This is a genomic window from Paraburkholderia antibiotica (assembly GCF_012927125.1).
Taxonomy (GTDB): domain Bacteria; phylum Pseudomonadota; class Gammaproteobacteria; order Burkholderiales; family Burkholderiaceae; genus Paraburkholderia; species Paraburkholderia antibiotica.
In genome coordinates, this window is record NZ_JABBFZ010000005.1 from 1 (window position 1) to 23,951 (window position 23,951).

At 62.2% G+C, this 23,951-nt stretch carries 24 protein-coding genes and 1 pseudogene; 15 read left to right on the forward strand and 10 right to left on the reverse strand.

Features of this window, described 5'->3' with window-relative positions:
- From HHL14_RS10930 to HHL14_RS10945, 4 genes and pseudogenes are all read left to right on the forward strand, one after another.
- A pseudogene (locus tag HHL14_RS10930) lies at positions 1 to 1,733 on the forward strand (hemagglutinin repeat-containing protein); the annotation flags it as partial.
- Positions 1,734 to 2,254: 521 nt separating this feature from the next.
- Positions 2,255 to 2,461, forward strand: a complete 207-nt coding sequence (locus tag HHL14_RS10935; protein ID WP_230413006.1) for a CPCC family cysteine-rich protein — start codon at positions 2,255 to 2,257, stop codon at positions 2,459 to 2,461.
- A 189-nt stretch (positions 2,462 to 2,650) separates the two neighbouring features.
- The gene (locus HHL14_RS10940; protein WP_169497627.1) at positions 2,651 to 3,913 is read left to right on the forward strand and encodes a hypothetical protein; all 1,263 of its coding nucleotides are present in this window, start codon (positions 2,651 to 2,653) and stop codon (positions 3,911 to 3,913) included.
- Positions 3,910 to 4,314, forward strand: a complete 405-nt coding sequence (locus HHL14_RS10945; protein WP_169497628.1) for a hypothetical protein — start codon at positions 3,910 to 3,912, stop codon at positions 4,312 to 4,314. The genes HHL14_RS10940 and HHL14_RS10945 overlap by 4 nt, the downstream gene beginning before the upstream one ends.
- A gap of 62 nt (positions 4,315 to 4,376) precedes the next feature.
- Here the strand turns inward: HHL14_RS10945 and HHL14_RS10950 are convergent, their stop codons facing one another.
- Positions 4,377 to 4,733 carry a hypothetical protein gene (locus HHL14_RS10950; RefSeq protein ID WP_169497629.1) on the reverse strand — a complete coding sequence of 119 codons (357 nt, stop codon included), beginning with the start codon at positions 4,731 to 4,733 and terminating at the stop codon, positions 4,377 to 4,379.
- Between the two features lie 48 nt (positions 4,734 to 4,781).
- On the opposite strand from HHL14_RS10950, the gene HHL14_RS10955 reads away from it, so the two are divergent.
- The 4 genes from HHL14_RS10955 to HHL14_RS33150 all read left to right on the forward strand — a co-directional run bounded on the left by HHL14_RS10955 (position 4,782) and on the right by HHL14_RS33150 (position 8,865).
- Positions 4,782 to 5,138, forward strand: a complete 357-nt coding sequence (locus HHL14_RS10955) for an immunity protein Imm33 domain-containing protein (protein ID WP_169497630.1) — start codon at positions 4,782 to 4,784, stop codon at positions 5,136 to 5,138.
- A gap of 613 nt (positions 5,139 to 5,751) precedes the next feature.
- The gene (locus HHL14_RS10960) at positions 5,752 to 6,408 is read left to right on the forward strand and encodes an immunity protein Imm33 domain-containing protein (protein ID WP_169497631.1); all 657 of its coding nucleotides are present in this window, start codon (positions 5,752 to 5,754) and stop codon (positions 6,406 to 6,408) included.
- A 112-nt stretch (positions 6,409 to 6,520) separates the two neighbouring features.
- Positions 6,521 to 8,272 carry a ShlB/FhaC/HecB family hemolysin secretion/activation protein gene (locus tag HHL14_RS10965; protein ID WP_169497632.1) on the forward strand — a complete coding sequence of 584 codons (1,752 nt, stop codon included), beginning with the start codon at positions 6,521 to 6,523 and terminating at the stop codon, positions 8,270 to 8,272.
- Between the two features lie 152 nt (positions 8,273 to 8,424).
- Entirely contained in the window at positions 8,425 to 8,865 is a 441-nt protein-coding gene (locus tag HHL14_RS33150; RefSeq protein WP_230412996.1) for a hypothetical protein, read from the forward strand.
- A 147-nt stretch (positions 8,866 to 9,012) separates the two neighbouring features.
- On the opposite strand, the gene HHL14_RS10975 is transcribed toward HHL14_RS33150, so the two are convergent.
- The 6 genes from HHL14_RS10975 to HHL14_RS10995 form a co-directional block, all read right to left on the reverse strand.
- Positions 9,013 to 9,438, reverse strand: coding sequence for a rubredoxin (locus HHL14_RS10975; protein ID WP_169497633.1), 426 nt, complete (start codon positions 9,436 to 9,438; stop codon positions 9,013 to 9,015).
- Positions 9,439 to 9,520: 82 nt separating this feature from the next.
- The gene (locus tag HHL14_RS33560) at positions 9,521 to 9,646 is read right to left on the reverse strand and encodes a hypothetical protein (protein ID WP_268966603.1); all 126 of its coding nucleotides are present in this window, start codon (positions 9,644 to 9,646) and stop codon (positions 9,521 to 9,523) included.
- A gap of 266 nt (positions 9,647 to 9,912) precedes the next feature.
- Positions 9,913 to 11,157: an aromatic ring-hydroxylating oxygenase subunit alpha gene (locus tag HHL14_RS10980; protein WP_169497634.1), complete on the reverse strand. Its 1,245-nt coding sequence runs from the start codon at positions 11,155 to 11,157 to the stop codon at positions 9,913 to 9,915.
- 341 nt (positions 11,158 to 11,498) lie between these two features.
- Positions 11,499 to 12,950, reverse strand: a complete 1,452-nt coding sequence (locus HHL14_RS10985) for a glycosyltransferase family 2 protein (protein WP_169497635.1) — start codon at positions 12,948 to 12,950, stop codon at positions 11,499 to 11,501.
- Between the two features lie 39 nt (positions 12,951 to 12,989).
- Positions 12,990 to 13,589 (reverse strand): cytochrome b, encoded by a 600-nt coding sequence (locus HHL14_RS10990; RefSeq protein WP_169497636.1) that lies wholly within the window; start codon positions 13,587 to 13,589, stop codon positions 12,990 to 12,992.
- 269 nt (positions 13,590 to 13,858) lie between these two features.
- On the reverse strand, positions 13,859 to 14,749 hold the full coding sequence (locus tag HHL14_RS10995) for a LysR family transcriptional regulator (RefSeq protein WP_169497637.1): 891 nt from the start codon (positions 14,747 to 14,749) through the stop codon (positions 13,859 to 13,861).
- Between the two features lie 79 nt (positions 14,750 to 14,828).
- Here HHL14_RS10995 and HHL14_RS33155 point away from each other — a divergent pair, with 79 nt between their 5' ends.
- From HHL14_RS33155 to HHL14_RS11010, 3 genes are all read left to right on the forward strand, one after another.
- Positions 14,829 to 15,170: a hypothetical protein gene (locus HHL14_RS33155; protein WP_230412997.1), complete on the forward strand. Its 342-nt coding sequence runs from the start codon at positions 14,829 to 14,831 to the stop codon at positions 15,168 to 15,170.
- A 258-nt stretch (positions 15,171 to 15,428) separates the two neighbouring features.
- Positions 15,429 to 16,691: a multidrug effflux MFS transporter gene (locus HHL14_RS11005; protein ID WP_169497638.1), complete on the forward strand. Its 1,263-nt coding sequence runs from the start codon at positions 15,429 to 15,431 to the stop codon at positions 16,689 to 16,691.
- A gap of 96 nt (positions 16,692 to 16,787) precedes the next feature.
- Positions 16,788 to 16,937 carry a hypothetical protein gene (locus tag HHL14_RS11010; RefSeq protein WP_169497639.1) on the forward strand — a complete coding sequence of 50 codons (150 nt, stop codon included), beginning with the start codon at positions 16,788 to 16,790 and terminating at the stop codon, positions 16,935 to 16,937.
- A gap of 29 nt (positions 16,938 to 16,966) precedes the next feature.
- Here the strand turns inward: HHL14_RS11010 and HHL14_RS11015 are convergent, their stop codons facing one another.
- A complete protein-coding gene (locus tag HHL14_RS11015) occupies positions 16,967 to 17,686 on the reverse strand; it encodes an SDR family oxidoreductase (protein WP_169497640.1) in 720 nt (239 codons plus the stop codon).
- 81 nt (positions 17,687 to 17,767) lie between these two features.
- Between HHL14_RS11015 and HHL14_RS11020 the strand changes: the two genes are divergently transcribed.
- Both HHL14_RS11020 and HHL14_RS11025 read left to right on the forward strand, forming a co-directional pair.
- The gene (locus tag HHL14_RS11020; RefSeq protein WP_169497641.1) at positions 17,768 to 18,718 is read left to right on the forward strand and encodes a LysR family transcriptional regulator; all 951 of its coding nucleotides are present in this window, start codon (positions 17,768 to 17,770) and stop codon (positions 18,716 to 18,718) included.
- Between the two features lie 113 nt (positions 18,719 to 18,831).
- Positions 18,832 to 19,233 (forward strand): DUF3224 domain-containing protein, encoded by a 402-nt coding sequence (locus tag HHL14_RS11025; RefSeq protein WP_169497642.1) that lies wholly within the window; start codon positions 18,832 to 18,834, stop codon positions 19,231 to 19,233.
- Here HHL14_RS11025 and HHL14_RS11030 read toward each other — a convergent pair.
- On the reverse strand, positions 19,212 to 20,417 hold the full coding sequence (locus HHL14_RS11030; protein WP_169497643.1) for an acyltransferase family protein: 1,206 nt from the start codon (positions 20,415 to 20,417) through the stop codon (positions 19,212 to 19,214). The two genes, HHL14_RS11025 and HHL14_RS11030, sit on opposite strands and share 22 nt — an antisense overlap.
- 753 nt (positions 20,418 to 21,170) lie before the next feature.
- On the opposite strand from HHL14_RS11030, the gene HHL14_RS11035 reads away from it, so the two are divergent.
- Both HHL14_RS11035 and HHL14_RS11040 read left to right on the forward strand, forming a co-directional pair.
- Entirely contained in the window at positions 21,171 to 22,052 is an 882-nt protein-coding gene (locus HHL14_RS11035) for a transposase (RefSeq protein ID WP_169497644.1), read from the forward strand.
- 105 nt (positions 22,053 to 22,157) lie between these two features.
- Complete coding sequence (locus tag HHL14_RS11040) at positions 22,158 to 22,778, forward strand: hypothetical protein (RefSeq protein WP_169497645.1); 621 nt, start codon at positions 22,158 to 22,160, stop codon at positions 22,776 to 22,778.
- Positions 22,779 to 22,801: 23 nt separating this feature from the next.
- On the opposite strand, the gene HHL14_RS11045 is transcribed toward HHL14_RS11040, so the two are convergent.
- Positions 22,802 to 23,545 (reverse strand): hypothetical protein, encoded by a 744-nt coding sequence (locus HHL14_RS11045; protein ID WP_169497646.1) that lies wholly within the window; start codon positions 23,543 to 23,545, stop codon positions 22,802 to 22,804.
- Between the last annotated feature and the right edge of the window lie 406 nt (positions 23,546 to 23,951).

Below are 23,951 nucleotides of genomic sequence, written 5' to 3' on the forward strand. Positions count from 1 at the left end.
TCACGATCGGTCTGGCGGGTTCGGTCGGTGATGCGATCAACAACGCGTATTCGGAAAGCCAGGCGGCGAAGAATTCGGCTAGCACCGGCAACGACCGTGCGGCTGCGCTGCACAGTATTGCGGCGGCGGGCGATGTGGCCTTGACCGGCCTGACGTCTGCGGGCGTGACAGCGGACGGCAAGCCGGATATCGGCATCAAGGTCAGCATCGGATCGAGCAAAAGCGAAAGCCAGTCGTCGGAAGATCAAACGATGCAACGCGGCTCCAGCGTGCAGGCAGGCGGCACGGCGGGGTTCGTGGCGACGAACGGCGACCTGACTATCGCCGGGTCGAACGTAAGCGCGAACGATGTCATTCTGGCGGCGAAAAACCAGGTGAACGTCATCAACACGACGGACACGGATTCGACGCGTAGCTCGAACAGTTCCAGCAGCGCAAGTGTTGGCGTGCAGTACACGCTGGGTGGCGGCTTTGGTGTCTCGGCTGCGATGTCGAACGCGCATGGTGATGCCAACAGCGACGCGTCGATCCAGAACGCTTCGCATGTGAACGGTGCGAACAGCGTCACGGTGATATCGGGTGGAGACACGAACATCATCGGCTCGCAGATCAATGGCAAACAGATTGCGGCCGACGTGGGCGGCAACCTGAATATCGTGAGTGTGCAGGACGTGACGAATAGCGCCGCGCATCAGAGCAGCACAGGCGGCGGGTTCACGATCAGCCAGGGTGGCGGAAGCGCCAGCTTCAGCGCGCAGAACGGCCATGCGGATTCGAACTACGCAGGCGTCAACGAACAGGCTGGGATCAATGCGGGTGATGGTGGATTTAACGTCAACGTCAAGGGCAACACGGACCTGACGGGCGGCGTGATATCGAGCACGGCAGACGCATCGAAGAACAGCCTGACGACCGGCACGCTCACGTTCAGTGACATCCAGAACCAGTCTCACTATGACGCGACCAGCAACGGCGTCAGCGCAGGCGTGGGTTTCGGCGGTAGCACCGGCAACGCGGCTGGCCCCGGTTCGGTGAGCGGCCATCCCGGCGTGTCGCCGATGATTTCGCAGAACGAAAGCGGCGACCAGAGCGCAACGACGCGCAGCGCGATCAGCGCGGGCACGATCAACGTGACGAACGGCGCCGACCAGACGCAGGACGTGGCGGGTCTCTCCCGCGATACGGCGAACACGAATGGAACGGTTGCGAAAACGCCGGACGTGAACGCCATCCTGTCGCAGCAGGCCGACACGATGCAGGCTGCCCAGGCGGCGGGTCAGGTGGTATCGCAGGGTATCGGCGCGTATGCGGATATGAAGCGCGACGACGCGGCGGCGGCCTACAAGGCTGCGTCCGAGAGCGGTGACAGCGAGGGCATGGCAGCGGCGGCGGCTGACTACAACAACTGGAAGGAGGGCGGCGATTCGCGCGCCGAACTGCACATCGCAGGCGGCGCGCTGATTGGCGGGCTCGGCGGCGGTAGCGTGTTCAGCACAATTGGCGGCGCTGCTGGCGCGGGCTTCGCGTCGAAGATGGCCGGTTCACTGAACGATATCTCGAAGGGTGTAGCATCGGCGACGGGGTCGGACCTGATTGGCAATCTCGCGGCCAATATTGCAGCGGGCGTGGGCGGAGCGGTGGTGGGTGGTACAGCGGGCGCGGCGATGGCGTCGAACGTCCAGTTGTATAACCAGTCAGTCGATGACGAACGGGCATTGACGGGCGATCCTGGGAAGAAGTCACCCACGCTGTTTGATATGCTCATGATGGGCGTAAGGGATGCGCTGGGAGTGGGGTTGGCGCTGGAAGGAGGTCCACCGGTTGGCCCGAGTCCGAGTCCGGTGTCGGCAGGCGGCGGCGCGGCTAAAGGGGCAATGGCCGGGGGCACTACGGGGTATGGGCCGGGTAATACGACGCTCAATAGTGGGAACAATAGCGACGCAAACAGCGGCGATGGCGATAAGAGTACGTTCTGGTCTTCAACAAAGGACAAGACGCCAGTTGAGAATGCCTACGGCCATTCGACGAAACACGGCGACGAGTTCCCTGAGTATCAAAACTCGATGCAATATGTTCAGGCAGCGCAGGACTTCGTGAACAATCCACCCGATGGGACGCTTACCAAGACGCGGCCCAATGGCGATACCTTGTATTACGATCCAGCGACGAACACGTTTGCATCAAAAACCAAAGACGGTGCGCCAAAGACGATGTTCAAACCGGCGGCTGGAATGGACTATTGGAATAAACAATGATGCAAGAGAAAGAAAGTCGCTTACCGTGCCCATGCTGTGAGAGCTTGACAATTGGTGTACGAGACGATTATGAAATCTGTCCTGTGTGTGGCTGGGAAGACGATCCAGTGCAGTCAGATGATCCCACATTCGCAGGAGGTGCCAATCAAAGCAGCCTGAATGAGGCCCGTAAGCATTGGCAGACAACGAGAACCAAGGTGCATTAAAAGCAAACCCAACCTTCGAGCTGGGTTTGCTGTTTATGGCGTTGCTCAGTCTGGCGTGATGACGGGGCGGCCGAGCTGGATCACTATGACGCGACCAGCAACGGCGTCAGCGCAGGTGTGGGTTTCGGCGGTAGCACCGGCAACGCGGCTGGCCCCGGTTCGGTGAGCGGCCATCCAGGCGTGTCGCCGATGATTTCGCAGAACGAAGGCGGCGACCAGAGCGCAACGACGCGCAGCGCGATCAGCGCGGGCACGATCAACGTGACGAACGGCGCCGACCAGACGCAGGACGTGGCGGGTCTCTCCCGCGATACGGCGAACACGAATGGCACGGTCGCGAAAACGCCGGACGTGAACGCCATCCTGTCGCAGCAGGCCGACACGATGCAGGCTGCCCAGGCGGCGGGTCAGGTGGTATCGCAGGGTATCGGCGCGTATGCGGATATGAAGCGCGACGACGCGGCGGCGGCCTACAAGGCTGCGTCCGAGAGCGGTGACAGCGAGGGCATGGCAGCGGCGGCGGCTGACTACAACAACTGGAAGGAAGGCGGCGATTCGCGCGCCGAACTGCACATCGCAGGCGGCGCGCTGATTGGCGGGCTCGGCGGCGGTAGCGTGTTCAGCACAATTGGCGGCGCTGCTGGCGCGGGCGCGGCATCGAAGATGGCCGGTTCACTGAACGATATCTCGAAGGGTGTAGCATCGGCGACGGGGTCGGACCTGATCGGCAATCTCGCGGCCAACATTGCAGCGGGCGTAGGCGGAGCTGTGGTCGGTGGTACGGCGGGCGCGGCGATGGCGTCGAACGTCCAGTTGTATAACCAGTCAGTCGATGACGAACGGGCATTGACGGGCGATCCTGGGAAGAAGTCACCCACGCTGTTTGATATGCTCATGATGGGCGTAAGGGATGCGCTGGGAGTGGGGTTGGCGCTGGAAGGAGGTCCACCGGTTGGCCCGAGTCCGAGTCCGGTGTCGGCAGGCGGCGGCGCGGCTAAAGGGGCAATGGCCGGGGGCACTACTACGGGGTATGGGCCGGGTAACTCGACGCTCAATAGCGGGAATGATGAAAGCAGTAGCCAAGGCGCTAACACTGGAGGCACCTCTTCTTCTGGCGAGGCAGCTCGTCTAGTTGGACAGCAACGAGAAGAAACGGTTGCGAATCTGGTCAACGGCTCAACATCAGGCGAACAAGTCGCCGTTAAGGGGTTGGGCTCGACGGATATAGATGTAGTTGCAGAAAATGGTGACTTGATCGCAGTTGGTGGGCCTGCCAAAGCAAACAATTTGGGTAAGCTGGGGACGGAGCTTCGTATCTATCAGACCATCGCGGATCAACGCGGTGTCTCTGCGCAAGTCTACTTTGCCGAAGGAACGCCACAATCGGCCATTAATCTTGCGACCAAAATACTTGGCGAATCCAATGTAAAAATTTTCTCTGGGAGTAAATGATGTCAGCGCTCTATCGTTTAACTGTTCCCGGACAGATCGATCTTGTATTCGGCTTGATAGCCTCTTTGCTACGGACTGTCGGCCTGTCGCTGGAGAATCCAGGGAATGGCCGAATAACGTCATGCACAGACGAAGGCGAGCAAATTTCATTCGAAGAAATTAGTTTGCAGGAGAAGATCGGAACAGGAGAAATAACAAATGTTCAATTTTGGAAGTCAGAAGAAGTTGACGTGTTTGTCGCGTGGAGCAGGAATGGTAGCGCATACGATTTTTCGCTTTATCTGGACGGGGTTGATGTTGAATTTTCAACTAACGTTGCGAAGGTGTTGATAGATTTTTATCTAAGGAAGCGAAGGGAGATTCGACTAGAAGGTGAAGTCTTCTCTCTGCTCTTTGAATAAAAATATGAACATCTGGGAACAGGCGTCCGCTTACGATATGTCGCTGCATTTCCTTGCGGAAATTACATTTTCAACGTCGGCGTGACACTGCGGCGGGCGAAGCGGTGGCGACCTGGATCGGACAGTACGCGGAAGGCAAACAGAACGAAGCTCTGCGCAACCAGGACATAGCCATTGCTGCCGGCGCCCCGGCGCTCGTTGCGCAGTACGGGCAGGAGGCGGCTGACCGGGATGAGGGCGGCACGTACCGCGTGGCGCTGCACGGGGCAGGCGGAGCGCTTACCGGCGGGCTGGGCGGCATGTGAGCGCTTGGCGGTGCGGCGGGTGCGGGTGTCTCCGCTACGCTCGCGGGCAGCCTGAACAACGTGGCCGATGCGATTGCGGGCGCGACGGGCAACAGTGACATCCAAGGTGGGCAATTGGGCGCGTTTGGCAAATTGACGCGAAATTATTTTGGATTTTAATCAATGAACGTGAACCTCAACGAACAGCAAAAGAACGTTTGTTCTCGCTTCGGCACGTCCTTCGTAGGCTGCGATCTGAATCTAAAGGTCGGTATTTCTCGCAACGTTAAGGATGGCGTGCGTCCGCTAAACGGCCTTCGTGTTACTCCTGAAGGTGATACGTGTGGATGGTATATCTGGGCCGGCGAGAAAATGTCGGAAGACCACGACTTCTTTGTCCCTTTGCACGCCGCACATTTACAGGATTGGGCGCCTTTGGTGTTGCCATATCTTGGCCTGCCACCGGGTTGGCGTTTTCGTGTTACCGAAGCCTACGAAGATGTATGGGAAGACAAACAATTGCTAGGCGATGAACAGTGATGTCGATTTCTGAAACATAAGAGAGTGGGAGCAAGTCGCCGTCGCTGTTCTCGCTGGCACTGCAAAGCATTGCGAACGGCCTGAATGCGGTCGTTGGTATGGGCGGAGGCGTGTCCCGCCTGTGGCGAGTCCGGGGGCGGTGCTGGTGGAATCGGCGGCGGCTCGGGCGCTCGCTGCGGGGGCGGCCTCTAGCGGTAGTACGATTGCTGGTTACGACCACGGCTACGCCACGTTAAGCAAGTCTCCGAATCCAGACACGCGCGACAACGCGAACGCGAACGGGACATACGTTGATCCGTTGTCAAACGACGTAAAGCAAGCTGAAGGTAGACTCGCAGCAGACCGTATCCTGCCGCAGAACTGGATCAAACAACAGGAAGGCTTCAAACTACTCACCCCCCGTGCGCCAGAGTGACTTATTGAACGATCCTGTAAACATGCAAGGTCTACCCGGTTCACTCAACTCGTCGAAAGGCGAAGATGCCAGGAGAGTGGACGACCTATAAGGGACAACCGCTCGATCCGAACTACATTGAGGCTAGTGCTGCACAAGCCGCAGCGTTGAAGAACTACATCACTGGCCGGATTAACGTGATGCTTGGAAAATGACATCATGACTGAAGTGAAAACGAATTTTCGGGGACTGTCGGCACATCCCAACATCGTTGTCTCGTTACCTTCCGGCCCAGCGTTCGGAGCACAGCCAATACTCTCTTACTTTGAGGACGCGGTTAGACAGGGCACTGTCTTCAAGGCGGGAGAAACCGTTCAGATGGGCTGGATGCTACTCATGCTCAAATCCACTGAAACAGGTGAGCTGGACATTTGGGAACCGCGGTTCGGTGAAGTTTCGATTGTTTGGGAGCGAGGCGCGAGCAAAACGTACAAACAACTGATTGTTCAAAAGAGCGTAGCGGAACAGCTGGGCGTAGAGCCTTCGTTTCCATCATTGAGGCAGTCTGGAGTCATCTCCCTCGACTTCATGGGGGCGAAAAATTTTCAGATGTTCCGCGAAACGCCTAACGGAACCGATTCGGGGTGGCTGTTCACGACTGAGCAGAATACTTCTAGCGATGGACGTTTAGCGTCACTGTTTGAGATTGCGAGCAAGCGGCCGGAAGTGATTCCGTTTCTGGCATTACCTGCTCCCTCTTCGGCTGTGCTCAAGGACGGCCACGTCAAAGTCACTCATGGCAACGATGAAATCAGTTCTGATTCCAGCGAACTACTGAGAAGACTGCCGGCAAGTGACCTTATCGGTCAAATCTAAGTGGTGAAGGGATCCGTCAGTATGGAAAACGAAAATTCGGCTTGTGACGCGAAAGCGTTGATCAACCATCGCGGCAATCCCTATGAAATTTAGTTCTAGAAAGACTTCTCGCATGAAAATCAGAAAGAGGCTGGCGGCGTTGCCGCTCATAGCCTTAGTATCACTCGCGTCAAATGCTCAACAAGCGCCTACGCCAGCCGACACCGCGGCAGCGGTCCGCACGAACGCCGAACAGAACCAGCAGCTCCAGCAGCAGCGCGACGCGCAGCAACGCGCGGCGGCGGTCGCCGCGCCGGTTGTGCGCTCGGCTGCGCCATTGGCAGGAGAATGGCCCGTGCTGCCCGTCGAGACGCCGTGTTTCCGTATCGACACCTTCACGGTCGACGTACCCGATACGTTGCCCGAGGTCGACCGCGTAAAGGGCGCGTCGGCATTGCCGGTGGACCCGTTCGCGTTCCTGAATGACTGGCTACGGCACTACGAGGGCCAATGCGTCGGCAAACAGGGCCTCGACCTGCTGACCAGGGGCCTGCAAGGTGTCATCCTGAGTCGTGGCTACATTACGACGCGGGTCCTCCTGCCCGCGCAGGACCTCTCCAAGGGAACGCTCAAGTTTGCCCTCATACCAGGCGTCATCCGGAATCTGAAGTTTGCGGACACCAATACACGCGGCACCCTCAAAACCGCTTTCCCCGCACGCGATGGGGACGTGCTCCAGCTGCGCGACCTCGAGCAGGGTCTCGAACAGATGAAGCGCGTACCGAACCAGGACGCGACCATGCAGATTGTTCCCGGTACGTCGCCCGGCGAGAGCGATGTCGTCGTGACCGTCAAGCGTACAAAACCGTGGTCGCTCGTCGTCTCGGCAGACAACTCCGGGACCGACGAAACGGGACGCTACATCGGTAACGTATCGCTTGGTCTATATAACATCCTGGGCCTGAACGACATTCTCTCGGCGGGGTTCAACCAGGATTTGCAGTTTGGCAATCACGACCTCGGTACGCACGGCTGGAACGCGTCGTATGCAGTGCCGTGGGGTTACTGGACCGGCACGCTATACGGCTACACGAACACCTACTACCAGCAGGTTGCACAGGCCAGCCAGATTTTCGTCGCGAGCGGCAATGCGCAGACGGCGGGTTTCAAACTTGAACGGGTCATCCACCGCAGTCAGAACGATGTGTCGGGCGTCGAGTTCCAGCTTGTCAAGCGGTTCGGCGCGAGCTTTATCGAGGATGCCGAAATACCCCAGCAGTACCGCAACAACACATTCATCGAGGCGGGGCTGACCAACCGGCATTACTTTGGTGCGGCGCAGTTCGACGGCACGCTCGCTTACCGGCAGGGTATCGGCGGGCTAGGCGCCCAGCCTGATACGCCTGGCGGGCCAACCTACCGCTTCCACATGGCGACGCTCGACGCGAACCTCTCGGTGCCGTTTAAGATGGCAGGCCAATCGCTACGCTACGAGGGAACCGTACACGGGCAGTTCACCAACGACGAACTGAACTATATCGACGACCTGACCATCGGTAGCCGCTATACGGTGCGCGGTTTCAGTGGCGAGACGATGCTCGCGGCCGAAAAAGGTTTCTACTGGCGCAACGAACTCCAGTATCTGCTTGGGGCTTCGGGACAGGTTCTCTACGCAGGCCTCGACTATGGCCACCTGTGGGGTCCGTCCGCGGCGAGTCTTGCCGGCACGCAACTAGCGGGCGCGGCCATCGGCCTGAAGGGCTCGGTGCCTTCGCGTCTCGGTACGTACAGCTACGACGTATTCGCGGGTACGCCCATCTATGCGCCGTCGGGCTTTCCTGCGTCGAGCGTGACGATTGGGTTTCAGCTAACGGCTCAATTCTGAATCGGTATCGACGATGCGGCAACCGGGCATCGTCCGCAAAAGACGTGAACGGCAATCTGTAGGCCGGTCTGCTTTACCACGGTATCCGGTCCGCCGGCAACGTCAACACCGATGGGGCGCACATCGACGAGACAGACTAGGACGGCATCTACGTGACGAACACGGACGTTTTCCGGGCGACCGAGCTCAACGCGAGCAACTTTACGTCGAACAACAGCACCGTGATCAACACGAATCTGGTGGGAGGCGACGGGCCGATCGGATTCATGCGCTACGGCTCGATGACGACCGGCGTTCCCAGCAACATTTTTGCGGTCAACTACCGTGTCGATGCTGGCAAGGCTGCGGTCGTATTCAACGCCAACCTGACGTCGTTCGGCGTGTCGAACGTTTCGTACAGCAGTGGCTCAGGGACGGTCAAGTCAGATGCCGATCAGGTGAGTTACAGCGTGGACGCCGCGCTCTGGCTGCGTCTGCTGCTCGGCAAGATCGCGCTCGAACTTGCGCACAAGAAGCTCGATTTCATGCGCAAGGATTTCGACGACTGGAAGGCGACGACCGAAGGCGCGGATTATCCGGAAGGGACGGCGTAACGGAGAGCGGGGAACCTGGAAAACGCGGGGGAACGCGGGGCGCCGTCGAAGCGCTGGGATGTGAAAAGCGCCGCAACGCTTCAGGCTTTAAGTGCCGGGGCTCAAACCATCGGCCTCGGCCCTGTCCCGCGTCTGAGCTTCAGAGCTTCAAAACTCCACCAGCGCGAAGTCTTCCTTGCCCACGTCGCACAGCGGGCAGCGCCAGTCGGCCGGCACGTCGGCCCAGCGCGTGCCCGGCGCGATGCCTTCGTCCGGCAGGCCGGCGGCTTCGTCGTAGACCCAGCCGCAGATCACGCATACCCACTGCTTGAAATCGTCGGAGGAGGCGGCGGGTTCGGCCGTGGGCGCCGTCGAGGTCTCGAGATGCGGCGCGGCAGCGCGCGACGTCGCGTCGAGACTCACGACGAGCGGCGCGACCGTGCCGCTGCCGGTTCCCGCGAGCCGCGCCTGCAGCGCGTCGAGCAGACGCTGCGCTTCGTCCTGGGTCAGGTCGATCCAGTAGGGATCGCCGGCGCCGTCGTTGAGTCGCTCGGGGGAAAACTGGATTTCTACGGCTACGCCCTTCTTGTACATGGCAATCGGAATCTGGATGAGGCCGGCGACGCACGCCGGCGTAAGGCTACCTGCGGGCTACCCGCGCAATGCGGGCGATGCTTCAGCGTGCCTGGATCAGCATGTTCAGCGCGATCGAAGAGATCAGGCCGGCGGCGCCGATCAGGCCCAGCAGTTGCATCAGGGTGAGGGATTTACGCGAGGTGGTGGTAGTCGTTTGCGTGGTCACGGGCGTGTCTTGAAGTTCGGAAAAAGCGCAATGGTACACGCACGCGTTTGCGGCTCACGTCGATCTGGCGCAAGCCGGCGCGCAATAACGTACCGGCGCGACATTATCGCCGCTCGCGTGGCGCGCATTGTCTACCGTGGGGAGATGGATTAATTCGCGAAGGGCGGGAAACCCGCGCGAAGCAATGCAGGAAGGGAGGAGTTGGGGCGCGACGTGGAGCGAGGCGCGCCCGGCTGAATCAACCGATGCGCGCCGCGCCGCCGCGCTCAGGTTTTCGCGAGCGGATTGCCCTGGCGCGAATCCCAGAAGCGGATCACCGCGGTGTCGCCGGTGCCGACGCCGACCACCTGATCCGGCGCGCCGTACTCGCGCAGCAACGCGCGCAGATCGTTGATGACCGGAAACACCTCGTGATTCCAGTCCGCCCCCTGCGAATCGTGCGCGCGCTGCTCAGCCTCGACGATCTCGCGGTCCTCCTTGAAGATGCGTTCGGTAAACCACACCAGCAGCGGCCACGCGAGATTCATCACGCCGGGAATGCCGGGCTTGCGGATCGACAGCAGGCCGAAGGTCCGGTTGGTGCGCTGCTCGCGATCGAGCGGCACGTAGACGATCCACAGGTCCATCACCAGCGTCTGATCGGCATTGCGGATCTGCAGCGTCTGATACGGATACTCGGTGCGGATCGTCATCACGTCCTTGTCGTTGTGCCCGCCGGTCTTGCGGTTCTGGCCGAACACGATCGCCTCGCCGAGCGGCTGCTGACCCGCCATCCGCGCGAACGTGTAGTCCACCTCGACCCAGCCGTCGCCGTGTCGCCGGCCGAGCGAACGCGCACGCATCTGCCCCATCTGGCGGCGGTGCAGGAACTGATGGTTCATGTCCATCAGGTTCTCGTGCATGAACGAGTAATGACACTTGACCGGACGGCCGAAGCGGCGCGTCTTGTACTTCGGGTCCGACACCGAACCGAGGCCCGGCAGCGGACGCTGTTCGGCGAGCGCGGCATCGCCGGGAAACACGAAGATCAGCCCTTCCACTTCCTGGCACGGATACGAGCGCACGCCGTTCGGCAGACGCTCGCGGCCCAGATAGGGCACGTCGATACACTTGCCGGAGCAGTCGTAGGTCCAGCCGTGGTAACCGCAGCGGATCGACTCGCCGTCGACCACGCCCTGATGCAACGGCACCTGCCGATGCGCGCAACGGTCTTCGAGCGCGAACACCTTGCCGCCTTCGGTGCGCGCGAGCACGATCGGATCGCCGGCGAAGGTCACGCCATGCGTCTTGCCGCGCTTCACTTCATGCGACCACGCGAGTGGATACCAGTAGTCGGGATGGATGCCGACGCGGCGCAGATCGCGCACCGGCGCGCCGCTGGTGGCGAGACCGGAAGCGTGGGCGCCGCTCGACGATGCGGGCGTGGCGGAATTCTGCGGCGCCGCCTGAGCAGGCGATGCGGCGACGGTGGTGTCGGCGATGTCTTGTTCGAGCGGGGGAACAGCATGCATAAAAGTCAAGCCTCCGTGCGCGAGCGGATAGTGGGTTGCCGCCTTGCGATGTCGCGAGAGGCATCGCCGCCAGTCTACCCGATGCCGCCAGCGGATAGGTCCGACGCCGGCATGCATCCAGTGTCGCAGCACGGCTTGCGCAAACGACCACGCGGACCATCACGCGTCGACGCGAAGGAGCTACCTGCGCGATGCGGACACGACGGAAAAAATGACCTGAGTGGACGTTGCGGGAAGGTGCGCCGGGTCGACTCCGATCGGGCACAGCGGCACGTTCAGCGGACCGCACACACGTCGACTTCGCGAACCGTGCGTCCCGCTCAACACTCAATGCTGAACACTCAATGCTCGTCGCTCGCGACGAGCCCCGAGCGTCGCTGCGCACCCCACGCACGGCCGCCGCGCAGAAAGTGCAGCCAGCCGAGCGCCGCGCCGAGATGACGCGCGAGCTGGAACGAGAACGGCTCGGCGATCGCCGCGAGCATCGCCATGCCGAGACTGTTGCCGCTGCGCTCGCCGGTCCAGCGTCGGTACAGATGGATACTCCACAGATAGAACGCGAGGTCGATCGCCGTTTTCAGGCCGATCACGCTGAAGATCGACACGACGATCGCGCCATGGCCGCCGAACAGGAAGCCGAGCAGCAACGCGAACGCGGTCAGCCCGTAGATCGGCTGCATCGTGTCGAATGCCTTGACCGGCAGCATCAGCGTGCCGAGCGTGCCGTAGCGCGCATTGCCGGTCATGTCGCGATTCCAGTACTGCGTCTGCAGGAAACCCGCGAACCAGCGGCGCCGTTGACGCAGAAAGCTGGCGAGCGTGTCGGGCGCGTCGGTACGCGCGTGCGCTTCGCCGACCACGCGTACGTCCCAATCGAGGCCGTGATCGACCGAATAGCGGCGCAGCCGGTGAATCAGTTCGTAGTCCTCGACCAGACATTGCGGATCGAAGCCGCCGACGTCGACCAACGCATCGCGCCGGAACGATGCGAACGCGCCCGACACCAGCAGCAGACTGTCAGCACGCATCCACGCGAAGCGCGCGATGAAATTACGCATGTATTCGTAGGTCTGGAACCACTGGAACACGCGACCCGATACCGTCTTGCCGCACACCGGCACGAGGATGCCGGTCGCCGCGACGAGCTTCGGTTCGTTCGCGAACGCGACGCGCATCGCGTAGGTGGCGTCGTCGTCGAGCAGCGTGTCGGCGTCGACGGTCATGACCGTCTCGGTCGTCATCAGCGTGATCGCCGCGTTCAGCGCGCGCGCCTTGCCGCCGTGCGGCACGCGCAGCCAGTAGAGGTTCGGATAAAGCGCGCTCGGTGCGCTCAGTACGCCGTCGGCGGCGGGCGTGAGGCCGAAGCGGTCGGTCAGCAGTGCGCGGGTGGCGTCGGTGGAGCCGTCGTCGGCGATCACGATCTGCGCGGGGCCGTGCGTCTGCCGCAGCAGCGCGGCGAGCGTGACCGGCAGCACGGCCGCTTCGTTATGCGCCGCGACGATCACGCCCATCGCCGGCAACTCGCGCTGCTCGTAATCGGCTTCGAGCGGCGGCGCGCGGCGCGTGAGCGGCAACGATTTCCACGTGACGAACGCGAGCAGCAGCGTGTCGTAGACGACATACGCGATGCCCGTCGACCATGCGAACGTACCGCGCAGAAAGAACGCGCGCGCAAATAGCAACGCCCACAGCACGACGACGCTGGCATGGATCAGCGCGCTCGCCGCCGTCGCGCGACGCGGCAGGATGCGGGGCGACGCGAGCGCGAGGGCCTGTTCGAGGGTTTTCTTCAAGACGTGTCGACTCTGGTTTGGAAGCGGCGGCGCCGCGGCTTACGGCGTCATGCGTCGGAACACCGACTTGCGGTCGATCCACTCATGCTTGAGCGCGCCGCCGATGTGCATCGCCAGCAACGCATAGAGCGCGTAGCCGAGCCACGTATGCAATGCGCCGAAGCGGTCGTGCAAGGTTTCCTTCAGCGTGGGGGCGAGCTGCATCACGTAGCCGATGCGCGGCCACTGGAACAGGCCGAACCACTGCATCGGATGCGTGGCCGCGTCTTTCCACGCCGAGTCGTGCAGCCAGCCCGACAGCGGCAACGCGATCATCAGCAGATACAGCACGAAGTGCGCAAGATGCGCGGCGAGCTTTTCCCACGCCGGAAACTCGCGCGGCAATGGCGGCGGCCGGTGCGACACGCGCCACAGAATGCGCAGCAGCGCGAGGCCGAGCACGGTGATGCCGATCGACTTGTGCGTGTCGATCACCGGACGCACCCAGTCGTCGGGCAACGAATCGGCGGACAGGCCGAGCACGACGTTGACGATCATCAGCAGTGCGATCAGCCAGTGCAGCGTGATCGCGGTACGCGTATAGCGTCGCGGTGCGGCGGCATCGGTCGACTCGGCCAGGGGGTCCGCGGGGGTAGTCATGGTCGTTCCGGTTGCGAAGGCGATGAAGACGGCGAAAGCTGGTTGAAAATCCACTGACCCGAGACGGGCGATGTGCTCTCGAATCCGGGGTCGCCGCGCACACTAACGCGCGGCCCGTAGCAGGCTAACGCCAAAGTGTGCCGGTTTATTCCCTGGGGCGCTTAACGTACATGTTTCCGTTTGTTTCGAGTGCCGAGCGCACAAGCGTTGCGCAGACGTCGCGCAAATGTCCCGCATGAGCGGTTATTAGCCGACGCCGAAGCGCAGGTTCACGCCTGGCTCGCCCGCAAGCTCCGCAGTACGTCGAGGACATGCCGCACAGGCTGCTCGGTGGTGCCCGCACGGTAGGCAAGACCCAGTTGCCGCCAGAGCGCCGGACGCAGTGGACGTGTCACGACACGCGCATCCGCCAACGCATTGCCGCCCTCCTGCGGCAGCAGTGCCGCGCCGTAGCCCGCCGCCACGAGACTCCGGATCGCATCCGCGTAGTTGAGCTGGATGCGGGGCGTCGGGTGTTGACCCGCGGCGCTGAACCATTCGGTCGTCAGACGCGCAAGTCGGGTGCCGGAGTCGTTGAGGATCAGCGGCCTGGCGGCGATCCATTGCGGCGTGACGCGGGCCGGACACTTCCAGCTCGCCGGCATGACGGCGACAACGGGATCGTGGCGCCATCGCTCGATAGCGAGTCCCCGGATCGGTGCCTGAGGAAGCGCCACGATGCCGACATCGAGCGAGTGGTCCGCCAGTCGGCCGAGCGTTTCCCCGGAAGTCAGCACCGCGATCTGCACGTCGATCCCGGGATGCGCCGCGGCAAGCTTCTCCAGCGCCCGCGGCAACAGATTCGCGATGGCCGCCGTGGAAGCGCCGAGACGAACCCGCCCGCCGATGCCTTCCACCTGCCGCCGTATCTCGTCGAGCGCCTGCTCGGCGTTGGTCAGCAATTGGCGGGCAGACGCCACCAATGTCTCGCCGATCGCGGACGGCCGTATCTGCCCGCGCTTGCGCGACAGCAACGGCGCACCGACGCGGCTTTCCAGATCGGCGATGTGCAGACTCACCGTGGGCGGCGCGAGGTGCAGAACGCGAGCCGCTTCGGCGAAAGAGCCCAGATCGGCAATGACAACCAGCGTGCGCAGGCGATCGAGACTGAGTTCTCTCATTGAAATCGCTCGAAAGTCGTTGGTCAGAAAAACTGAATTAATAGATCAGTAAATTCAACTTTTCCAATCTTACGCGCGGATGGAAGATGGTGATGCTGATTTCTTCAACGCCGACTATCGGGAACCCAACATGAATCCATCCTCGACGCACAACAACAAGTCCTCGCGGGTTGCGGGCGGCAGCCAGCCCATGGCCACCGATACGAAGCGCTGGATCATCGGCCTCGGCGTATGCACCGCGTTGCTTGCCGTCATGGTTGGCGCGATGGTCTGGGCGGCCTCCAGCGTGCCGCCCCGCAGCCAGCCATGCCCGGGCAGCCGCTTCGCAAACGACGAACCTGGAAGCCTGAACGAGGCGTTCTTCCAGGATCCGGCGGATCAGAGCGAGCTGCTGCAAGCGCTTGAGGCCTGCTCGAAGTAAAACCGCGTGGACTGGCAACGGACACGCTATCGGCGCAAAAAACCCGCCAAACGCCAACAGCCGGCCTTCACTCCGCGCCCGACTACCCAGGCAGCACCATTCCCAGCCCCGCCAATCCACTCCCCCACCAGGGGGAAATCCCTCTCCCCGCCAGCGCGCAGGCACAATACCCGGCGATAATGGCAGGCATTCCGCATATCCCGTTCGCCATCCGAACACGCCGATGCCGCGCCGCCAGTATTTCCTTTCGATGCACCCATGAACCACGCCACCGCCGACCAGCCCGCTTCCGCCGCCTCCGCCCCGAATTCGCCGCGCTTCCTGCTATTCCTGATCTGCCTGTTCGCGTCAGCCGGGCAGCTCGCGATCGACATCTATGTACCCGCGCTGCCCGCCATGGCGCGCTACTTCGGGACCTCGCCGCAGGCGATCCAGACCAGCGTGACCGGCTACATGGCCGCCTACGCATTCGGTCAGCTGATCTTCGGCCCGATCGCCGATGCGTACGGCCGCAAACGCGTGCTCGCGTTCGGCCTCACCGTCTACACGATCGGCTGCCTGCTGTCGCTCGCCGCGCCGAATCTGGAAACGTTCATCCTCGCCCGTGCGCTGCAGGGCTTCGGCATCGCCAGCACCAACCTGCTCGCGAAGGCGATCATCACCGATTCGTTCGCGGGCGCCGCGCTGATGCACGCGTTCACCTACATGTCGATCGCGTGGGGACTCGCGCCGATCATCGCGCCAGTGATCGGCGCGCATCTGCAAACGCTGTTCGGCTGGCGCGCGTGCCTCGTGTTCCTGCTGCTCTATTCGCTGGTGATGTGGGCGCTGCTGTGGCGTTATCGCGAGACCTTGCCGAAGCCCGTGCATCTCGAACCGCGCACGTTGATCGCCAACGCGCGCAAGGTGCTCGCGAGCCCAGTGTTCCAGAGCTGCTTTCTCGCGCAGGGCCTGTGTTACAGCATCCTGCTGATCTTCAACATCATCGGGCCGTTCATGGTGCAGAACACGCTGCACAAGCCGCCGACCTTCTTCGGCTACCTCGCGCTCGGCATCGGCATGATGTACTTCCTCGGCGGTCTGTCGAACCGGCTGCACGGTCCGCGTCTGCCGAGCGCCGAGCAACGCCTGCGCATCGGCGCGCGACTGATGGCGAGCGCGGCGGTGGCGATGCTGCTGCTCGCGCTGACGGTCGGCCTGCGCGTATGGACGCTCGCCACGCCGGTACTGGTGATGGGCTTCTGCGCGGGCGCGATGTATCCGACGCTGATGGCCAAGGGCAACTCGCTGTTCCCGCACATCGCCGGGCTGACGAGCGCGATCCTCGGCTGCGCGCTGCTGCTGGTGTCGTCGGCGATGATGGCGCTCGCCGGCTTCGTGTCGGTGCAGATTCTCACACCGCTCGCGCTGTTCTTCGTCGTGATCGCGTTCGTCGTCGTCGCGATGGTGACGAAGCTGCTGCGCCATCTCGCGCAGGTGCAGCCGGCCGCCGTGGTGGCGGCGAGCCGCGAAACGGCCTGAGCGGGTAGATAAGCGAATAGCAGGAACACAGACGCGAATACGTCGCTGAACATCGCGCAGAGGATCGGCGGGCCGTTCGCGGCGACGGTGCTGTCGATGATCGTCGCGCTGACGATGCACGGTCCCGCGCACGCCGAACCGCGTCAGTTCCTGCCAGTCTTCGCGTTGCTCGCCGCGCTGCATGCGCTGTGCTTCGCGGCCACGCTGTTCCTGCCGCGGCGGGTGAATCGCGCAAACCACGCCTGACCACACCCCACGCACGCCGGCACGCGAATTCACAGCAGCCGCAAACCTCCGTCGCATTCGATCACCGCACCCGTCATGAACGCGTTCTCCAGCAGAAATTGCAGCGCATGCGCGACGTCGTCGGCCTGGCCGACGCGCCGCACCGGCAAGGTTTCGCGCTGCTGACGAAACAGCTCGGTCTTCACGCTCGCCGGAAACCGGTCCCACCACGGCGTATCGACCACGCCCGGCGACACCGCGTTCACGCGCAGCGGCGCCAGCTCGCGCGCCAGCGTGCCGATCATGCTTTCGAGCGCGCCGTTGATCGCACCCAGCCCCGCCGTGCCCGGATTCGCGATGCGCGCCGAGATCGCGGTCAGAAACGTCAGGCTACCGTCGCGGCGCAGCGTGGGCAGCGCGCTCTGCGCGGCCTCGAGCTGCGGCCAGAACTTCGCTTCGAAACCGCGCCGCAGCGCCGCCAGATCGAGTTCGGCGAATGGGCCGGCGCCCTCGCCACCGGACAGCGTGATCACCAGATGATCGACGCGGCCGAGGCCGCCAAAGAAGCGTTCGAGCGCGGCGCGATCGGTGCAGTCGAGCGCCTCGCCGGTCACCTGGCCGCCGACGTCGCGCAGCGCGTCGTCCAGCCTGGCGCGCTCGCGGCCCACCGCCACGACGCTCGCGCCTGCCGCCGCAAGCCGTTTGACCGTCGCGAGACCGATGCCCGACGAACCGCCCAGCACCACGACCTTCTGATTTTGCCAGTCCATGTCCCTGCTCCTGTGGATGAACGGAAGACCCGTGGCAGTAGAATGCGCGGTGCACGCCCATCATTCAAATCGTTTGAGATCATGGACAACATCATTGAAAATGATTTTCGGCGTTTCGACCTGAACCTGCTGCTGACCTTCCGCGCGTTGCTGCAGGAGCGCAGCGTCACGCGCGCCGCGCAACGGCTGTTTCTCGGCCAGCCTGCGGTGAGCGGCGCACTCAAACGTCTCAGGGAAACTTTCGGCGACGAACTGTTCGTGCGCACGCCGCAAGGCATGACGCCGACGCCGCGCGCGCTCGAACTCGCGCGGCAGATCGAGCCGTTTCTGCAATCGCTGCATCAGGCGCTCACGCAGCCGCCCGGCTTCGATCCGGCGCACGCGCAGCGGGTCTTTCGGATCGGCCTCAGCGATTCGCTCGAGGTGCTGTTGATGCCGGAAATCATGGCGCGTCTCGCCGACAAGGCGCCCGGCGTCAAGCTGATCGCGCGCGCCACCGATTCGACGCGCGCCGCCGCGATGCTCGACGAAGGCGCGATCGAACTCGCGCTCGGCGTGTTCCGCGAATGCGTGCCGTGGCAGCGCCGGTTCCCGCTGTTTTCGTGGCGCTTCGTCAGCGTCTACAACCCGAGCCTGGTCAGAACGCGGCGCAAGCGTTTGTCGATGGACGAATTCTTGCGTCACCGCCATATCCTGACCTCGTTCAGCGCGGGGCTGCACGGCTTCATCGACGAACGGCTCGAGATGCAGGGCGTCGAGCGCGAGGTCGTGTTTTCGAGCTCGAACTTCGCGACCAGCCCGTTCATCGTGCAACGCACGGCGGCGATTGCGACGGTGCCGGATTTTATCGGCCGCGTGTGGCGCGATACGCTCGGTCTCGCGCTGAGTCCGCTGCCGTTCGACGTGCCCGGCTACGAGGTTTCGTCGATGTGGGCCGCGGCGCACGATCAGGATCAGGGGCTCGCGTGGCTGCGGCGCGAGTTCGCGGACGCGTTCGGCACGGCAAACGCCAACGCGGATACAGCTTCCTGACAGCCGCGTGTGCTACGGTTGCAACGCGCGATTGTCGCCACCGTGGCGCCGCTCCCAGGGCTACCTGGAGTCGCCGTTTCTCTCACACCCGTTCATGCAAGGAGGCATCTCCGATGACCCGCATCGCCAAAGGCACCTTCATCGTTTCACTGCAACCGCTGCCGTTCGAGAACGCGCCGACCGACGCGAAACTCGGCCGCATGTCGATCGACAAGCAGATCTCCGGCGACCTCGTCGCGACCACGCAAGGGCAGATGCTGAGCGCGATGACGGACGTGAAGGGCTCGGCCGGCTATGTCGCGATCGAACAGGTGAGCGGCACGCTCGCGGGCAAGCAGGGCACGTTCGTGCTGCAGCATCACGGCATGATGAATCGCGGCGCCTCCTCGCTCTCCGTCACCGTCGTGCCGGATTCGGGCACGGGCGAGCTGAGCGGCATCGACGGCGAGTTCAGGATCGAGATCGTCGACGGCGCGCATTCGTACGAGTTTGCCTATCGTCTGCCGGGCGATTGAACGGCGGAGGCGTTGCCGGGTTCTTTGGCGGATTCGCCCCTGCGCCGACGATCTCTGTCGACAGGTAACACCCTGCGCAACGTCAACGCCCGGCCGATCGCAACCGATGGACGCTCGACCGCGAAATAAACGAGCGTCGCCACCGGAATCACGAGCAGCGCCGCGATGGCGAGCGCGAGCCATGCAGTATTGGCTGCGGGCATCGCATGAATCACCGCCAGCAGCACGACCGTGTGCGTCAGATACAGGCTGTACGAAATCATCCCGACGAAGACGATCGGCTTCCACGCCAGTATCGACGTGATATGCGCCGACGACAACGCGACGCACACCATACCGGCCGCGCCGGTCGCCACGCCCCAGTCGAACAGGAAGTCCGCGATGCCGCTCGGCGCCACGCGCAGCACCGCTTGCGAAAGGAAGTACAGAGCCAGCGACACACCGAGCACCAACGCCTTGCGCCCGCGCACCTGCAGCCACGCGGACCAGCGCGCGCGATGCAACGCCAGCAACGTCCCCACGACGAAAATACCCGCGAAGTGCGCGGTCAATTCCCACTGCACTTTCAGATTGGCGTTGTACGGGTTCTTGCCTTCGACGAGTAGCGCCAGATAGGCCGACGCCGACGCGATGATGGCCAGCGCGAGCGCATGATGCACACGCAGGCGGCGAACCGCCATCACGAGCAGCGGAAAGAACAGCGCGATGCGCATCTCGTAGATCAGCGTCCAGATCACCGGCACGATATGTTCGGCCCGATACACGCCGACGAAGAACACGTGCTGCAGCACCTCGGAGACCGGGATCCTGCCGTCCCACGCACTGTTGGTCCACACACCCGCCCAGGACACCGGCCCGCGATAGACCAGCAGCATGATCGCGCAGGCCGCCCCGAAGACCGCGAGATACGGCAGATAGATGCGGCAGACGCGCTTGACCAGATAGTCCTGATAGCCAGGCGGCTCGGGCGACGTCAACTGCAACGTCAGCACGAAGCCGCTAATAACGAAAAACAGGATCACCGCGTTGTGACCGTTCAACACGAAACGCAATGGCGTGCGCCATAGCTCGCGCAATGGATCAATTACCGTAAAGTGGTTCAATACGACCGTGAGCGCGGCAATTCCCCTCAGCGCATTGAGTTGAGAAAACCGTTCAGCAGAAAACCGATTGACCCCGTTCATACTGATTTTTATTTCCCGTGAGCGCCGGGTGTATCACGCGCCTTTGCATTTCACATCGAAGTTCATACGAGAACAAAAACACTGCTTTCCCGATCAGGATATCAAATATATTCGCCTTTATGATATTGGGATAAGAAAATGCATTTCTAATACGCAATTTGCGATTTTATTCGGAATAACCAGATTGAATAGTTTTTATGAGATATTGTTTCTCGCACGAATAAATCCGTGATGCATAACCCGCATATAGATCAAAGCCTGCCCCCACGCCATCGGCCGCGAACCGTTATTTCAGGATATTGGTCATGACATCGCATTCAAAGTAGCCGCATCATTTTTTGATGATTGATGCTTTTCATTTCCCATCAATAAGTTCGCATTCCGTTCAGTCCGGATTTATGAAAAATCCCATAGTCAGCGAATTGAATTACTTAACGTTTAAATTTTGTCAGCCGCAGCGTAAAATACTTCGATAATGCATTTCGGCGCTCGAAAACAATGACGCAGGCCGACTTGCCATCTTGACGATCGAAAATACCAAAAGCTATCCTAACTATCTAACCGGCCACAGCACAACGCCCCTTCATTGCCCGGCATGCGTTGGATAACCACCGTGGGTGCGACACGTCCAGAAGCGATCTCCCTCAGCAAAGGCGGAAAGTGCAAATCGCCGTTATTGAGCGGATAAAAATCGCGGTTTTCGAAGTCAAGGGCCGACCGCACCGCATGGAGAAATAGATGTCTTTCGATGATTTGACCGACGACGAATGGGCGTGTCTGTCGACGCTCTTTAAGGATGTTCCGGCGGTAAGGTTTGGCCAGCGCGGCCGGCCCCGCGCAAGCCTCCGAATCGTCATCAACGCGGTCCTGTGGATTCTCACCACCGGCGAGCCCTGGTCGAGGTTGCCGCGCCGCTTCCCGTCGGGTCCCACCTGCCGGCGCCGTTTCGCCGAGTGGCAATTGAACGGCACGCTCGCGCGGATGGTCCAGATTCTCTCGCTGACTGGCCGGCAGTTTGCCTTTGTGCCGGACGTGCCGTCCGTCGTCGGGCAGTCTGTCGGCGAAGTCCGTACGGTCGCCTGCGTGCGACGCGCCGCCGACAACCCCGGCTTCGCGCACTGGACCAGCCCCGAGTTCTGGCAACCGCCACGCGTCGGTGTCGGCGAAGCGGCGCCCGCCGATCCCTTTGCGCAAATGACCCGGCAATTGACCAGCACGCGCGACCACGTGCGCGCGATCGCAAGTGCGAATGCGTCGCAGCATGACGTCGCGACAAACGTCACGCATTTGCATCTCGTCGAGAACGTTAATCCCGTCCGCCATGCGAGTGACCCGCAGAGAGACGCGGCGCAGCAGATCACGAACCATCCGTGGCGGGTCGACCGTTCGCCTGGCGGCGCGTTATTCGCCGACGAACGCGGCTACATCATCCATGCGACGGCACAGCCCGGACGCAACCAGATGTTTCGTGCCGAGGCCGAAATCATTAAGGATGGCAAACGAATAGAACGATCGGGACTGGTCGGGCCGCCGTTTCGGACCTGCAGCGACGCCACGCAGTACGCGTTCGAATGGGGACAGCGGTGGGTCGATCGTCAAATCGCAAAGCACGCAGCGGATCGGCGCATGACGTGATGGCGCTTCGCCGGGCTTGCGGGTCAACACGAAGAGAATGGTAGTCTGAGGCGTCGCACCGAACGCCAATTCTCTTTAATCCGCCGTGAGCGCCGCGATGTCCTCATGATCACCCTCGCCCCCAACCTGACCCGCCTCTTCGGCGTCGCGGGTGCGATCGTTTCGTTGCTCGCGTTTCTGCCATACGGACTCGCGATCTGGCGCGGCACCACGCGGCCGCATCTTTTCACGTGGCTCATCTGGTCGGTTGTCACGGCGATCGCGGCGGCGGGTCAGTTCGTTGCCGGCGCCGGTCCCTCGGCCTGGTGCACGGCGGTCATTGCCGCCACCTGCCTGTTCGTTTTCGTGGCGAGTATTTTTCGAGGCGAGCGCAGCCGGACCGCATTCGATTGGCTGTGCCTCGCTGCCGCACTATCGGCGATCCCGCTGTGGATGCTCACCAGCGATCCGACCTTGGCGATCTGCCTCGTGACCTTCATCGAGCTCGTCGGGCTCGGGCCGACGGTGCGCAAAACCATTCGCGACCCGTGGGGCGAAAGTCTTTCCTATTTCGCGCTGTGCGTGCTCAAGTACGCGCTGGCGATTCTCGCGCTGCCCATGTGGAGCGTCGCCGTCGCTTTTTATCCGGCGGTCAATATCGCCGCATCGGTCGGCGTTTGCCTGTTGATGATCGTGCGACGGCGGCAATTGCAATGCACACGTTCGAGCCTCGATGCCGACACCTGAGCACTGCTTCCCGCTGCTATCGTTCACGCCGTCGCCAGCCGCCCCACTCTGCGAACCTGTCGCGGCAGCACGATGTACATGCCCCACGCCACGACAAAAATGGCCCGCAGCACATCGGCGGCATGATCCGGCAGCGTCACCGCAAAGTCGGCAAGCACGAGACTCGCGGGCACGGACCACACATACGTCGTGAGTCCGAGCAGGACCGCGTGCCGGAAGCCGAAACGTTCGGGGCCGGGAAAAGCGTGCGCGTCGAATCCGTTGCGCACCATGTATCCCGCCAGCGGCAAACTCACTACGAAGTAAATCCCGATCGCGACGAGCACCGGCATCGCCGCGATCATCAGCGACAACATCGGCGAATTCCGCGCGCGCTCCGACGTGACGAGTTCGTGCGAAAACTTCATCAGCGGCACCGCCGTCCGCGGCATCAGGAAATGGAAAGCCACCGCGGCAACGATGAAAAGCAGCGTGCTCGCGAGCCCCTGGCGCCACGCGCATGACCACCAGACGTACAGGCGTCGCGCGAAACCCGTGTCGCGACCGAGACTGAAAACCGCGCCGCGATCTCTGCGCGCGGCGACGGCCATCAGCACCGCGAACACCGCGGCCGCCAGAAGCAGCGCATACGGGTTCCACACCACGACGCCCACGTGTTGCCCCGACACTGCCGAGGCCGAGGCCGACGACGCCGTAGAGAAATGCTGCAAATGCTGGGCGACATAGTCCGAGGGATCGAGCGCCTGCGAAGCATCGTGCGTTGTCATCTCGTCTCCGTATCCCGCGAGGTCACGGGGAAGGTCGTGCATGCAGACGCGACAGCCCGGCGAGCCGTCGCGTCGATGTATCACGTCCTTCAGGATAGACGCTGCGCGGTTATTCGTCGCACACGCACAACCCGCGCGCAACCCGAGCACACCGCGCGCTTCGAAGACGCTGGGCAGAACGCGTTCGAGCGAGCGATCGGGCTTGCATATTTTTCACGCAGCCGTCACGCGCCCTCCGCTGCTACACGTGACGAAATCGTCTTCTGCACACCGTTTTATCCATCGCGCATCACCTGCGGTAATTTTGAGATAAGGAGATTCCCTAGGGTGCCGCGATCTATGCTGAATCGACTTTCCGGCGCGCAAACGTTTGCCAATAATACTGCGCGCATTCAAACGCGGGACG